This window comes from Streptomyces sp. NPDC005492, assembly GCF_040605995.1.
In the GTDB taxonomy this organism is placed as follows: domain Bacteria; phylum Actinomycetota; class Actinomycetes; order Streptomycetales; family Streptomycetaceae; genus Streptomyces.
Genome location: NZ_JBEXDX010000002.1, coordinates 376585 through 390792, shown reverse-complemented (window position 1 = coordinate 390792; position 14208 = coordinate 376585). Strand labels below are relative to the sequence as shown.

Sequence of the window (14208 nt, the reverse complement as noted above, 5' to 3'; positions counted from 1 at the left end):
GAGCAACCACACCATGACCGTGAAATCGTCCACGGCATCGACGTACGCCTTCGTCGAAGACCTGCGCGCGGAGGGCACGACGGCCGTACTCGATCGTGTTCTCGGCGACTACGGCTGCGACACGCTCACCGTCGCCGCCGCCTACCACCGCGCCCGGGACGTCACCCCGCACGGGCCGGCCCGCGTCACCCTGCGCCGGGACGGCACGCACTTCGTCCCGCCCGCCGATCTCTTCGATGGACTTCGGCTGGCGCCGCCGGTGCAGGCCGGCGCCGAGCATGAACCGCTGCGCGAGGTGCGGCGGTTGACGGCCGAGCGGGGCGCGGGGCTGCACGGCTGGACCGTGTTCCTGCACAACACCACGCTCGGACTCGCGCACCCAGACGTCACCCAGCGGAACTGCTTCGGCGACCGGGCCGCCCCCGCCGACCTGTGCCCCGCGCACCCCGACGTACAGGCTTACGCGGTGGCGCTGGCCCGCTCGGTGGCCCGGCTCGGCGTGGACGCCGTGGTCGCGGAGTCCCTGCACTACGGCACCTTCGGCCACGGCTACCACCACGAACGCAGCTTCGTCCCGCTCGGCCCGCTGGAGGACTTCCTGCTCGGCCTGTGTTTCTGCCCCCGCTGCGTACGCCACGCCGAGGCCGCCGGCGTGGACGCGGGCAGGGCGCGGAGCGAGGCGGCCCAGCTCGTCGGCCGGGTGATGGACGGCACGTCAGGTGCCGACTGTTCGGGCCGACTGCCGGGACATCTGCCCGAGACGATCGCGGCCTACGTCGCCACCCGTACCTCCACCGTCACATCGCTCGCCGCGACAGTCGCCGAGGCGGTGGCCGACGAGGGCTCCCGGTTGTTCTTCCTCGATCTCACCGGTGCGATCAAGGGATACGCCGACGGGCGCCCCACGGGCGGGCTCGCGGTGGACGAGACCTGGCGCACAGGGGTCGACCCGGGCGCCGTGAGCGCGGTCGTGCCCGGATACTCGGTGCTCGCATACGCGCGGTCCCCGGAGCGGATCGCGGCCGATGTCGCCGGTTACCGGGCCGCCCTCGCGGACGGCTGTTCGCTGCGCGCGGTACTGCGGCCGGGCATCCCCGACACCGATTCGGCCGAGCACCTCACGACGAAGACCAAGGCCGCGAGGGGTCCCGGCGGAGCCGACGCCGCGGACTTCTACCACTACGGGCTGGTCCCGTTCCCGGTACTGGAACGCATCACCGCGGCGCTGAAGGCGTGACGCGTCCGTCTCGTGCAGGAGATCGCGGCGAGGCCGTGTTCATGCAGCCTCGCGGCCTCGGCCCGTACGGTCGTCGATCCGGACCGGCCGCATCGCGGGCTGGAAATACTCCGGTCGGCTTCGGCCCCCGCCTTCATGATGATCTCGGCCACTGCCTCGGGAGTCACCAGAAAGACGGCTTCCTCTAGGTCCATGCCCACCTGTTGGGCCATGACTTCAACGAGGTGAGCCGCGACCCCCTGTACCGACGTCGCTTCCACCTCGACTGCGTCACGAGAGATTGGAACGGGAGGGCACCCAAGGGATCTGCCACAGCGACCACCCTATGAGCTGAGGTTGTGTCGTACGACGCCGGGGCGGAAAAAGCAAAAGCCCCAGGTCACGGCGAGTGAGTCCTGAGGCTTCGGCAGAGCCGCCTTCGGGATTCGAACCCGAGACCTACGCATTACGAGTGCGTTGCTCTGGCCATCTGAGCTAAGGCGGCGCGCTGTCCGCACCATGGTGCGATCAGCAACGTCGGAAAGTCTACACAGTTTCCGGGGGTGCTCCGTACACCCCCCGGCAGCACCACAGCAGCACCCCGGACGCATCCCCCACCACAGCCACGCAGAGCTACGAGCAGCGCTTCCCCCGAGCCGGCGGCGTCCCGCGGAGCAGATACGTGTTGATCGCGGAGTCGATGCAGGCGCTGCCCCGCCCATAGGCGGTGTGGCCGTCGCCGACGTAGGTCAGGAGGCGGGCCGAGGAGAGTTGGTGGGCGAGGGACTGGGCCCAGCGGTAGGGGGTCGCCGGGTCGCGGGTGGTGCCGACGACCACGATCGGGGCGGCGCCCTTCGCCTCGATGCGGTGGGGTTCGCCGGTCGCCCTGACCGGCCAGTACGCGCAGTTCAGGGCGGCCCAGGCGAGGCCCTTGCCGAAGACGGGGGACGCCTTCTCGAAGGCGGGGAGTGCCTTCTCGACCTGGTCGGTGGTGGAGAACGCGGCCGGGAGGTCGAGGCAGTTCACGGCGGCGTTGGCGAACATCAGGTTCGAGTAGCGACCGTCGGCGTCCCGCTCGTAGTAGCTGTCGGAGAGGACGAGCAGTCCCGCGCCGTCGTTCTCCTTCATCGCGGAGGTGAGAGCCTCGCGCAACTGCGGCCAGGCCGCCTCGTCGTACATCGCGGCGATCACGCCGGTGGTGGCGAGCGCCTCGCCGAGCTTGCGGCCGTCCGTGTCGCCGGTGGGAACGGGGTGGGCGTCGAGCTTCTTGAAGAAGGCCTTGAGGTTCGTGCCCACCTTGGCGGGCGTCGTGCCCTTGCCGCCGAGCGGGCAGTCGGTCTGCCGTACGCAGTCCTTCGCGAAGGACTGGAACGCCGTCTCGAAGCCCGCCGTCTGGTCGAGGTTCATCCGGCGCGCGGGGAGGGAGGGGTCCATCGCGCCGTCCAGGACCACGCGACCGACCCGGTCGGGGAACAGCCCCGCGTACGTCGCCCCGAGGAACGTCCCGTACGACGCCCCCACATACGTCAGTTTCCGGTCGCCCAGCGCGGCCCGCAGAATGTCCATGTCCCGGGCCGCCTCGACCGTGGAGACATGGCGCAGCACGTCGGGCGAGTGGGCGCCGCAGCCCTCCGCGAACTTCTTGTACTCGTCGACGAGTTGGGTGGTCTCACGCCGGCTGTCGGGGGTGGTGTCGGTCTGGGTGAACGTGTCCATCGCCCGCCCGCCGAGGCACTCGACGGGCTCGCTGCGGGCGACGCCCCGGGGGTCCATCGCGACCATGTCGTAGCGGGCGCGGACCTGGGCCGGGTAGCCGACCCCGGCGAACTGCTGCAGATAGCCGACCGCCGAACCGCCCGGCCCACCCGGATTCACCATCAGCGAACCGAGCGGCTTGCCCTTGCCGGTGGCCCTCTTGCGGGCGACCGCGAGCCTGATGTCCTCCGCGGCCGGCTTGGCGTAGTCCAGCGGCGCCCTCATCGTGGCGCACTCGAAGCCGGGGACACCGCAGGTGTGCCACGTCAGCTTCTGCCCGTAGTACGAGGCGAGGGTGGACGGCGTCGATCGCGCCAGCGGCGCCAGCGCGACGTCCGCGGCCGGGCTCGCCGCCGTGGTCGAAGCCCCCGAGGAGCACGCCGACACGAGCAGCGCGGCGGCAGCGAGCAGCGCGGACCCGGTCCGACGACTTCGGTGGCTTCGGTGACTCTGGTGACTTCGACGGTCCTGGTTGGACTGAGGCTGAGTCGGCCGGCGGAGGGGGCGCCTGATCTGCATCGACCGAGCGTAACCCTGCGCGATCATTTGAATGCCCTGAGTGTGCGATCCACCCCGGACGAGTTACACCGTCAATCTGACGCCCAAAAGATCAGCCCACCGAACACCGGTCCCGTGCTCAGCCCGCTCTGAGCGCCAATGTCATCGCCTCCACCGCCAGCAGCGGCGCCACATTGCGGTCGAGCGCGTCTCTGCACGCGCCGATCGCCTCGATACGGCGCAACGTGGACTCCGGGGAACCGGCGCGGGCGAGCCGCTCCAGGGCGTCCTCCGCGTCCGCGTTGGCGATCGCCACCCGGGAACCGAGCTGGAGCGCGAGGACATCGCGGTAGAAGGCGGTGAGGTCGGTCAGCGCGAGGTCGAGGCTGTCGCGCTGGGTGCGTGTTCTCCGGCGCTTCTGCTTGTCCTCCAGGTCCTTCATCACCCCCGCCGTGCCCCTCGGCATGCGGCTGCCCTGGCCGCCGCCCATCGCCGCCTTCATCTCCTCGGTCTCCTTGCCGTCCATCTCCTCGGCCAACTGCTTGGCGTCCTCGGTGGCGGCGTCGACCAGCTCCTGCGCGGCCTTGAGGCAGCCGCCGACATCGTCGACGCGCAACGGCAACTTCAGTACGGACGCCCGGCGGGCACGCGCGGCCGGGTCGGTGGCCAGTCGGCGGGCCCGGTCGACGTGGCCCTGTGTGGCACGCGCGGCGGCCGCGGCCACGTCCGGTTCGATGCCCTCCCGGCGTACGAGCATGTCGGCGACGGCGTCCACCGAGGGCGTGCTCAGGTTCAGGTGGCGGCAGCGGGAGCGGATCGTGGGCAGGACGTCCTCGATCGAGGGGGCGCACAGGAGCCAGACCGTGCGGGGGGCGGGCTCCTCCACGGCCTTGAGGACGGCGTTGGCCGACTTCTCGTTCAGCCGCTCGGCGTCCTCGACGAGGATGATCTGCCAGCGGCCGGTGGCCGGTGAGGTGAAGGACTTGCGGACCGTGTCCCGCATGTCGTCGGCGAGGATCTGGGTGCCCACGGCGGCGACCGTGGTGACGTCGGCGTGGGTGCCGATCAGCGCCGTATGACAGCCGTCGCAGAAGCCGCAGCCGGGGCTGCCGCCCAGTGCGCGGTCGGGGCTCACGCACTGGAGGGCGGCGGCGAAGGCCCGCGCCGTCTGGTTGCGTCCCGCGCCGGGCGGTCCGGTGAACAGCCAGGCGTGCGTCATCTTCGACGCCTCCGGCGGGGCCGTGCCGGTGGTCGCCGCGGTGACGAAGGCGTCGGCGTCGCGAGCGGCGGCGTCGAGCTGCTCGCTGACCTTCTCCTGCCCCACCAGGTCATCCCACACGGTCATGGGTCACCGGCCCTTTCGTCACGCTTCGGGTTACGCGATCCATTGTGCGGGCCGCCACTGACAACGGGGTCCGGCACCGGTGCGGAGCGCCCCCGCCCCGCCTGCGTCAGCCCCGGCGCCCTCGACCGCGACCCCGCCCACGACCCGTGTCGTCGTCGTGGTCGAAGTCGCCGGTGTCACGCGGGCCGAGCAGTTCGTCGGCCAGGGAGGGCAGGTCGTCCAGCGGAGTCTCCTCCGCCCAGTCGGGTCGCGGCCGGCGCCGGGGGGTGCCCTGCTCGTCGACCTGGGGCAGCTCGCGGGTGCGGTCCTCGGCCCGGTCGGCCTGGCGCTCGTCCCGGAAGAAGCCTTCGGGCATCCGGTCCGACGAGCCCTCCTCGCGCACCGGCGGCAGCACCGCGGTCTCGTCCGAGGCCCCGACAGGCGGCAGCACGGCCGTCTCGTCCGCCGCACCGACCGGCGGCAGTACGGCCGTCTCCTCGGTGGAGGACACCGGCGGCAGGACCGCCGTCTCGTCGGCGGCCCCCGCGGGAGCGGGCGGCTGCGGCAGCTCGGCCGTCGTCTCGGAGTCGCGCTCGGGTGCCTCGGAGTCCCCGGACACCGACCGCAGCACAGTGGTCTCGTCACGGTCGCCCGAGCCCACCGGGCGCAGCACAGCCGTGTCGTCCGCCGATCGCCCCTCCGCACCCGACGGCTTCACCACCGGCGTCTGCACGGTCGACTCCTCGGGCCTGACCTCCGGAGCGGCCGGGACCACGGGCGCCGTCGGCTGCCGGGCCGCCGCCTCCGCCGCGGCAGCGGCCTCGGCCGCCAACCGGCGGGCCTCCTCGGCCGCGAGCAGTGCCGCCTCAGCCTTGCGCTGCTTCTCCCGGCGCCGCTCCTCGGCCTCGGCGCGCAGCCGGGCCTCCTCCTCGGCCTGCTTGCGCAGCCGGTCGGCCTCGGCCCTACGACGGGACTCCTCGGCGGCGCGGGCCTCCTCCTCGGCGAGGAGGCGGGCCTTCTCCTCCTCGGCACGCCTGCGTGCGTCCTCGGCGCGCTGCCGGGCCTCCTCGGCCTGGCGCTCGGCCTCGCGGCGCTGGGCCTCCTCCAGCTCGCGCCGCTTGCGCTCCTCCTCCTCGGCGCGCAGTTGGGCGAGCCGCTCCTGGCGCTCGCGCTCCAGGCGCTCCTCCTCGGCCTTGCGGGCTGCCTCTTCCTCGGCCTTGCGGCGGGCCTCCTCCTCGGCGGCCTTGCGCGCCTCCTCCTGGGCCTTGATCTCGGCCTCGGAGAGCGGCAGAACGGTGTCGAGGCGGTGCCTGATCACGGTGGTGACGGCCTCGGGCTCCTGGCCCGCGTCCACCACCAGGTAGCGGCCGGGGTCGGCGGCGGCCAGCGTGAGGAAACCGGACCGTACGCGCGCGTGGAACTCGGCGGGCTCCGACTCCAGTCGGTCCGGCGCCTCCGTGAACCGCTCGCGGGCGGTCTCCGGGGCCACGTCCAGCAGAACGGTCATGTGCGGGACGAGTCCGTCGGTCGCCCACCGATTGATGCGGGCGATCTCGGTCGGGGAGAGGTCACGGCCCGCGCCCTGGTAGGCCACCGACGAGTCGATGTAGCGGTCGGAGATGACGATCGCGCCCCGCTCCAGGGCGGGTCGTACGACGGTGTCGACGTGCTCCGCGCGGTCGGCCGCGTACAGCAGGGCCTCCGCGCGGTGGGACAGTCCCGCCGACGACACGTCGAGCAGGATCGACCGCAGCCGCTTGCCGACCGGTGTCGCCCCGGGCTCGCGGGTCAGCACGACCTCGTGCCCCTTGCCCCTTATCCACTCGGCGAGGGCCTCGGCCTGGGTGGACTTCCCGGCGCCGTCGCCACCCTCCAGGGCGATGAAGAAGCCGGTGGTCGCGGGCACCGTGTCGGGGTCGTCGCCGCCGAGCAGCGCGTCGCGCAGATCGTGCCGCAGCGGCACTCCGGAGCGGTCGTCGACCTTGGCCAGCACCAGCGCGGCGACCGGCAGCAGCAGCGCGCCGACGAGCATCAGCGTGAACGCGGCACCGCCGTGCGCGAACACGAACTTGCCGTTCTCCAGGCGGTGCGGGCCGATGAGCGCCGCCACCAGGGGGGCGATCAGCGCGCCGAGTGCCACGGAGACCCGTACGACCGCGTGCAGGTGCTCGGTGGTGCGGGCCCTGCGGTAGTCCTCGGCCTCCTGGTCGAGGAGGGTGTGCCCGGTGTTGGCGGCCACGCCCGCGCCGATGCCGGCCAGGGCGACGATCAGCAGCACGGTGGTGACGTCCGGGACCAGGCCTGCGGCGAGCAGCGCGATGCCGGTGAAGGCGATCGCCAGCGTCAGCAGGCGGCGGCGCGAGAGCGCCGGCAGCAGGACGGGCGCCGTACGGATGCCGACCACGACCCCGCCGGTCAGTCCGAGCACCAGCAGTCCGAAGGTCACCGGGCCGCCGTGCAGATCCTTGGCCTGGAGCACGGACACGGCGACGGCGGCGGAGACCGCACCGGCGACGGCCGCGCAGGCGACCACGAGCAGCGCGATCGCGCCCGTACGGCCCTTGTCGACGCCGGTGCCCGTCCTGGGACGGCGCAGTCCTTCGAGCGGCGACCGCGCGCGCGGTGTGCGGGTGGCGGGCAGTTCCAGGGCGGTCAGCACGGAGAGGGACGCGGCGAACAGCCCGGCCGCGACGTACGAGGCGAGTGCCGCCTGGTGCTGGGCGAACCAGGCGACGCCCGTGCCCAGCAGGTTGTTGAGCAGGGCCGCCACGACGAGGGCCGCGGCGGCGAGGGGGATCGCCACGAAGCCCGTGCGCAGCGACAGCCGTCGTAGGGCGTCCATGTGGTCGGGCAGCGGCCGGACCGTGGCGCCCTCCAGCGGCGGGGCGGGCAGCAGGGCGGGCGCCGCGCTCTCGCGGCACACCGTCCAGAAGCGCTCGGCGACTCCGGTCACGAAGGCGGTCACCAGGAGCACGGCCAGTGCGTTGTCCGGAGTCCAGTCGATCCACAGCGGGGCGACGATCAGCAGCGCGGCCCGCAGACCGTCCGCGCCGACCATGGTCCAGCGCCGGTCGAGGGGCCCCTCCTGGGAGGTGAGCGAGCTGAGCGGGCCGAGCAGCACCGCTCCGAAGAGCAGCGTCGCCAGGATGCGCGCCCCGAAGACGATCGCCACCGCGAACGCCACACCCCGATAGCCGCCCCCGAACGAGCCCTGGAGGATGGCCGCCTGGAGCGCGAGCACGACCAGGACCAGCAGGGCGAGGGTGTCGCCGACCCCCGCCACGAACTGTGCGCTCCACAATCGCTTGAGCTGCGGTTGGCGCAGCAGGGCGCGGACGGCACGCTCGCGGGAGTCCGCGACAAGGGCGTCGTCTGGGGCCGGCTGGTGGGCCGTTGGCTGCTCGGCTGGCGTCATGCTTTCAGCCTATCGGCAGCCACCGACAACCAGCCGCGCACGCCCGGACCTGCACACGCCCCGACACCAAAGTGATGCCGAGGCGTTCGTTTCACGACCTTGCGGTGCAGGAAGCGTGCCCTCTCACGACGACACGACGACCCGGCGCCCCGGCGACCCGACGAGGTGTCAGTCCTCGGACGTCACCTGGGAGGTGGCCGCCTTCTTGGCCGCCGTCTTTTTGGCGGCCGCCGTGGTCGTCTTCTTCGCGACGGTCTTCTTGGCCGTCGTCGCCTTCTTGGCGGGCGCCTTCTTGGCCGCGGTCTTCTTCGCCGGGGCCTTCTTCGCCGTCTTCTTGGCGGGCGCCTTGGCCCGCTTCTCGGCGAGGAGTTCGTAGCCGCGCTCCGGGCTGATCTCCTCGACGCTGTCGCCGGAGCGCAGGGTCGCGTTGGTCTCGCCGTCGGTGACGTACGGCCCGAAGCGGCCGTCCTTGACGACGACGGGCTTCTCGCTGACCGGGTCCACGCCCAGTTCCTTCAGCGGCGGCTTGGCGGCGGCCCGGCCGCGCTGCTTGGGCTGGGAGTAGATCTCCAGCGCCTCTTCGAGGGTGATCGTGAAGAGCTGGTCCTCTGTCTGCAGCGAGCGGGAGTCCGTGCCCTTCTTGAGGTACGGCCCGTAGCGCCCGTTCTGCGCGGTGATCTCCACGCCCTCGGCGTCCTTGCCGACGACACGCGGCAGCGACATCAGCTTGAGGGCGTCGGCGAGCGTCACCGTGTCGAGGCTCATCGACTTGAACAGTGAGGCCGTACGCGGCTTGACGGCGTTCTTGCCGGTCTTCGGGGTGCCCTCGGGGAGCACCTCGGTGACGTACGGGCCGTAGCGGCCGTCGCGGGCGATGATCTGGTGGCCCGTCTCGGGGTCGGCGCCCAGCTCGAAGTCGCCGCTCGGCTTGGCGAGCAGTTCCTCGGCGTGCTCGACGCTCAGCTCGTCCGGCGCGAGGTCCTCGGGCACGTCGGCGCGCTGGTGGTTCTCGGAGTCCTTCTCGCCGCGCTCGACGTAGGGGCCGTAGCGGCCGACGCGGAGCATGATGTCGTTGCCGACCGGGAAGGACGACACCTCGCGGGCGTCGATCGCGCCCAGGTCGGTGACGAGTTCCTTGAGGCCGCCCAGGTGGTCGCCGTCTCCGTTGCCCGCCTCGGCGGCGCCCCTCGCCTCGCCCTCGCCGAAGTAGAAGCGCCGCAGCCACGGCACGGCCTGCGCCTCGCCGCTGGCGATGCGGTCGAGGTCGTCCTCCATCTTGGCGGTGAAGTCGTAGTCGACGAGCCGCCCGAAGTGCTTCTCCAGGAGGTTGACCACGGCGAAGGACAGGAAGGACGGCACCAGGGCCGTGCCCTTCTTGAAGACGTAGCCGCGGTCGAGGATCGTGCCGATGATCGACGCGTACGTCGACGGGCGGCCGATCTCGCGCTCTTCGAGCTCCTTGACGAGGCTGGCCTCGGTGTAGCGGGCCGGGGGCTTGGTGGCGTGCCCGTCGACCGTGAGCTCCTCGGCGGTCAGCGCGTCGCCCTCGGCGACCTGGGGCAGCCGGCGCTCGCGGTCGTCCAGCTCTGCGTTCGGGTCGTCGGCGCCCTCCACGTAGGCCTTCAGGAAGCCGTGGAAGGTGATCGTCTTGCCGGAGGCGCTGAACTCGACGTCCCGGCCGTCGGACGAGGTGCCCGCGATCTTCACGGTGACTGAGTTGCCGACCGCGTCCTTCATCTGGGAGGCGACGGTCCGCTTCCAGATCAGCTCGTAGAGCCGGAACTGGTCACCGGTCAGGCCGGTTTCGGCGGGGGTGCGGAAACGATCACCCGAGGGGCGGATCGCCTCGTGCGCCTCCTGGGCGTTCTTGACCTTTCCGGCGTACACGCGCGGCTGGGCCGGCAGGTAGTCGGCGCCGTACAACTGCGTCACCTGGGCGCGGGCGGCGCTGACGGCCGTCTCGCTCAGGGTCGTGGAGTCCGTACGCATGTAGGTGATGTAGCCGTTCTCGTACAGCTTCTGCGCGACCTGCATGGTGGCCTTGGCGCCGAAGCCGAGCTTGCGGCTGGCCTCCTGCTGGAGCGTCGTCGTACGGAACGGGGCGTACGGCGAGCGTCGGTACGGCTTCGACTCGACGGACCGTACGGCGAACCTCGTGTCCTCCAGGGCGGCGGCCAGCGCGCGGGCGTTGGCCTCGTCGAGGTGGAGGGTGTTCGGGCTCTTGATCTGTCCCAGGGAGTCGAAGTCGCGGCCCTGGGCGACGCGCTTGCCGTCGACGGCCTGGAGGCGGGCGACGAGGGTCGAGGGGTCGCTCGCGTCGCCGGTCCGGCCGGTCCCGAAGGTACCGGTCAGGTCCCAGTACTCGGCGGAGCGGAAGGCGATGCGCTCGCGCTCGCGCTCCACCACGAGCCGGGTGGCGACGGACTGGACACGGCCGGCCGACAGGCGCGGCATGACCTTCTTCCACAGGACCGGCGAGACCTCGTAGCCGTAGAGGCGGTCGAGGATACGGCGGGTCTCCTGGGCGTCGACCAGGGGCTGGTTGAGGTCGCGCGGGTTGGCGACGGCGGCGCGGATCGCGTCCTTGGTGATCTCGTGGAACACCATGCGCTTGACCGGGACCTTGGGCTTCAGGACCTCGAGAAGGTGCCACGCGATGGCCTCGCCCTCGCGGTCCTCATCGGTGGCGAGGAAGAGTTCGTCGGAGTCCTTGAGCAGGTCCTTGAGCTTCTTGACCTGGGCCCGCTTGTCGGCGTTGACCACATAGATCGGCTCGAAGTCGTGCTCGACGTCCACGCCGAGGCGGCGGACCTCGCCGGTGTACTTCTCGGGCACCTCCGCGGCGCCGTTGGGAAGGTCACGGATGTGCCCGACGCTCGCCTCGACGACATATCCGGGGCCGAGGTAGCCCTTGATCGTCTTCGCCTTGGCAGGGGACTCGACGATGACGAGTCGGCGGCCGCCGTGTGCGGTCTCGCTGGTCGGGGACAACTTCGCTCTTCTCTCCGGTCGACGCTGGGGCCTCCCCTGGGGGCGCTAAGTCCCGGGGTCGGGTGTTGGTGACGCTGCGGAGTGTGACGGTACATCCCGCCCCCGTGTCAAACGGGAAAAGCCCGCAACGGCCACTCGAACGGTAACCCGACTACCGCCATTCCTGCCGCCCGGTGTCCCCACCGGCCTTTTCCGAGCCATCCGGAGGGTGATCCGCCGTTTACCCGCGCCCCAGCCCGGGCGCGGTGCTCAGACGTGCAGGAAGCACCAGGTTCCCAGGAGCAGGGCGACTACCGCGACGACGCTCGCGAGGGTCGCCGATGCGACCGGGTTCACACCCTGGGCGACGGGTTCACGGTGCCGCACCCTGACCGCGGTCCACAGCAGCAGCGCGCCTCCGAACAGGGCGAACACCAACCCCGCGAAGATCGCTGGCCCGCTCTCCATGCGTGTCCCCTCCCGACCCGGATACTCAGGTCCGGGAGGCTGGCACCCGTGGGCGACAGGCAGGCCAACCCCCGGTGAATTCGCGGCGGACGGCCCTCAGGCGGCCGTGCCGGAGGACGATATCGCCCCGGTCGTCCGGGACCGATCGGCCTCCCCCACCGTGCACACGACCGAGTTGAATCCGGCCTTCCAGTTGCTCTCGTCGGACAGATACCCGAAGACGGAACGGTCCGCTCCGGGCGCCCAGGTCGACTCGAACTTGTTGCCGCACAGCTTGTTCCCCTGCTGCAGCGCGTCCTCGAACGCCATGTTCCTCGGGGCCGACACGAAACCGATCACCTGGTCGGTGTGCTCATCGGCACAGTCGGCCAGGATCGCGGTGAAGTAGGTCTTGTGGTCGACGTACAGCCAGCAGTCGCCGGTGCTCATCTCGGTGGTCCACACGTTCGACCCGGTGCTCCGGAAGCGTCCTATCTCGCCGCCGATCGGCACATGGCGGCCGAGTACGAGACACGCCGTACCGCCCCCGGCCGCGCCGAAGCCCGCCTGGGTCGGCGTGAGCGCGTACACGTCCGCGTCGGGAAGGGAGTCGGCCGTCGCCTTCGCCCTGCCGGCGCACCGCTCGGCTCCGTGGTCGCGGGCGTCGGTGAAGTCGGTCGCCGTGTCGACCGCCATCACCTGGCCGTCCGGATCGTCGTGCGCACAGCTCACGACCCCGAGGTTGGGCCGCGACCTGAACGCCGTCCCGGTCCACACCGCGTGCACGCAATCGCCGGTCTGCAGCGCCTTCTTGAGACCGACGTCCGCACCGTACGGATACTCGGAGCCCGTCGGCGACGACGACACGGACGGGGACGCCTTCTTCGTCGCCGCCGTGTCCTTGTCGCCGGTCAGCGTGGTCGCCGCCCACACCCCACCGGCGATCACCAGCGCGACGGCCACCACGAGAGCGACGATCGCGGCGACCGGCTTCCGCCGCCCCGGACCCCCACCCGGCGGACCCCCGGCCGCCCCCGGGCCGCCCGGATACGTCGGTCCCTGACCGCCCGCATACGGCGGCGGGAGTACGCCCCCCTGGTAGGACTCCTGTCGGGACCCCTGGTAGGCGCCCTGGTAGGACATCGTGGGGCTGTTCGCGTACGGATTCCACTGGCCGTACGCCCCACCCGAACCGGCGTGCCCCTGCGGGGTGTTCGGCGTGTTGGGGGTGGGTGGGCTGCCAGGAGTCTGCGGGGTGTTCGGCGTGTGGGGTGTGTACGGCGTCGGTCGTCCCGCAGGCGTGGAACCCCCGAGACCGGCCGCGGGCGAGTCGCCGTACGGCGCGGGGCCCTGGCGGGTGGCCTCGGGTCCTCCCAGCGGCAGCGGGGCGTAGGGGCCGCCCGCGTAGGGCCCGCCCACCGCGTATCCGGGCGGCCCACCCGAGAGGTGGCCCGGAGGCCCGCTCGCGACCTGGCCGGGGGAACCGTCGCCGCCAGGCCCGGCCGACTGATCGGGCGTGGACCGACCACCGGCCGCGGCGCCGAAGCCGTCCGGCGGCGCGCCGAAACCGCTGTCCCGTGCCGGGCCGAACCCACCCGCCGCAGGGGCGAACCCGTCCGCAGCGGGGGCGAAGCCCTCCGGTGTCCGGCCGAAACCGCCCGGCATCGGTGTGTGCCCCGCTACCGGACCTGCCGACAGCGCGACCCGCTCCAGGCCGTGTGCCGCCGTCTCCGGTGTCGACCTCAGGACCGGGTCCTTGACCAGCAACCCCTGGAGTACGGGCGCCAGTTCGCCCGCGCGGACGGCGGGCGCGGGCTCCTCGCCGAGCAGGGCCGTGAGGGTCGCGTAGTCGCCGTGGCGGTCGAAGGGGCCGCGGCCCTCGACGGCGGCGTACAGCGTGGCGCCCAGGGAGAACAGGTCGGCGGCCGGGGTGGGCGGCTCGCCACGGGCCCGCTCGGGGGCGAGATAGCCGGGTGTGCCGAGGATGCCGGCGGTGGCGGTGAGCCGGGGTTCGTGGGACTCGGGCTGGAGGGCGATGCCGTAGTCGGTGAGCAGCACGCGCGCGTACGGATCGCCCGAAGCGTTCGGTGCCAGAAGGATGTTGGCCGGTTTCACATCCCTGTGCAGGATGCCGATGCGGTGCCCGGCGGTGAGCGCGTCGAGGACGGCGAGCCCGATGCGTGCCACCTGGGCGGGCGACAACGGCCCCGAACGCCGTACGACCGCCTGGAGGTCGACGCCGTCCGGGACGTACTCCATGACGATCCAGGGCAGGCCTTCGTGGATCACCACGTCGTGCACGGTCGCCACATGCGGGTGGCCGCGCAGCCGGGCGGCGTGCCGGGCCTCGCTGCGGGCCCGCGCGATGCGGTGCGCGGGCTCGCTCGCGTCCCTGGGGACGTCCGGCAGTGAGATCTCCTTGACGGCGACCTCGCAGGCCAACTCCTCGTCGTAAGCGAGCCATACGCGGCCCATGCCACCCGCGCCGAGTGTGCGCAGCAGTCGGTAGCGCCCGTGGATGACCCTGCCCTCGCCCTGATCCGGCGTATCCCCAGCCATCACGCCTCCCCCGAGACGGCGCGC

7 protein-coding genes and 1 tRNA gene are annotated in these 14208 nt (G+C 72.1%); 1 reads left to right on the top strand and 7 read right to left on the bottom strand.

Annotated elements, in window-relative coordinates; all coding sequences use genetic code 11:
- Positions 1-13 precede the first annotated feature (13 nt).
- A complete protein-coding gene (locus tag ABZT04_RS04565; RefSeq protein ID WP_356052844.1) occupies positions 14-1237 on the top strand; it encodes a hypothetical protein in 1224 nt (407 codons plus the stop codon).
- Between the two features lie 410 nt (positions 1238-1647).
- Here ABZT04_RS04565 and ABZT04_RS04560 read toward each other — a convergent pair.
- The 7 genes from ABZT04_RS04560 to ABZT04_RS04530 form a co-directional block, all read right to left on the bottom strand.
- Positions 1648-1721, bottom strand: a tRNA-Thr gene (locus ABZT04_RS04560).
- A gap of 128 nt (positions 1722-1849) precedes the next feature.
- Positions 1850-3490, bottom strand: coding sequence for an alpha/beta hydrolase (locus tag ABZT04_RS04555; RefSeq protein ID WP_356052843.1), 1641 nt, complete (start codon positions 3488-3490; stop codon positions 1850-1852).
- A 118-nt stretch (positions 3491-3608) separates the two neighbouring features.
- Entirely contained in the window at positions 3609-4814 is a 1206-nt protein-coding gene (locus ABZT04_RS04550) for a DNA polymerase III subunit delta' (protein WP_356052841.1), read from the bottom strand.
- A 106-nt stretch (positions 4815-4920) separates the two neighbouring features.
- Positions 4921-8208, bottom strand: coding sequence for a dTMP kinase (tmk, locus tag ABZT04_RS04545; protein ID WP_356052839.1), 3288 nt, complete (start codon positions 8206-8208; stop codon positions 4921-4923).
- Between the two features lie 168 nt (positions 8209-8376).
- On the bottom strand, positions 8377-11199 hold the full coding sequence (gene topA, locus ABZT04_RS04540) for a type I DNA topoisomerase (protein ID WP_356052837.1): 2823 nt from the start codon (positions 11197-11199) through the stop codon (positions 8377-8379).
- 249 nt (positions 11200-11448) lie between these two features.
- Positions 11449-11646, bottom strand: coding sequence for a hypothetical protein (locus tag ABZT04_RS04535; protein WP_356052835.1), 198 nt, complete (start codon positions 11644-11646; stop codon positions 11449-11451).
- A gap of 96 nt (positions 11647-11742) precedes the next feature.
- Positions 11743-14184 (bottom strand): protein kinase, encoded by a 2442-nt coding sequence (locus tag ABZT04_RS04530; protein WP_356052833.1) that lies wholly within the window; start codon positions 14182-14184, stop codon positions 11743-11745.
- Positions 14185-14208 lie beyond the last annotated feature (24 nt).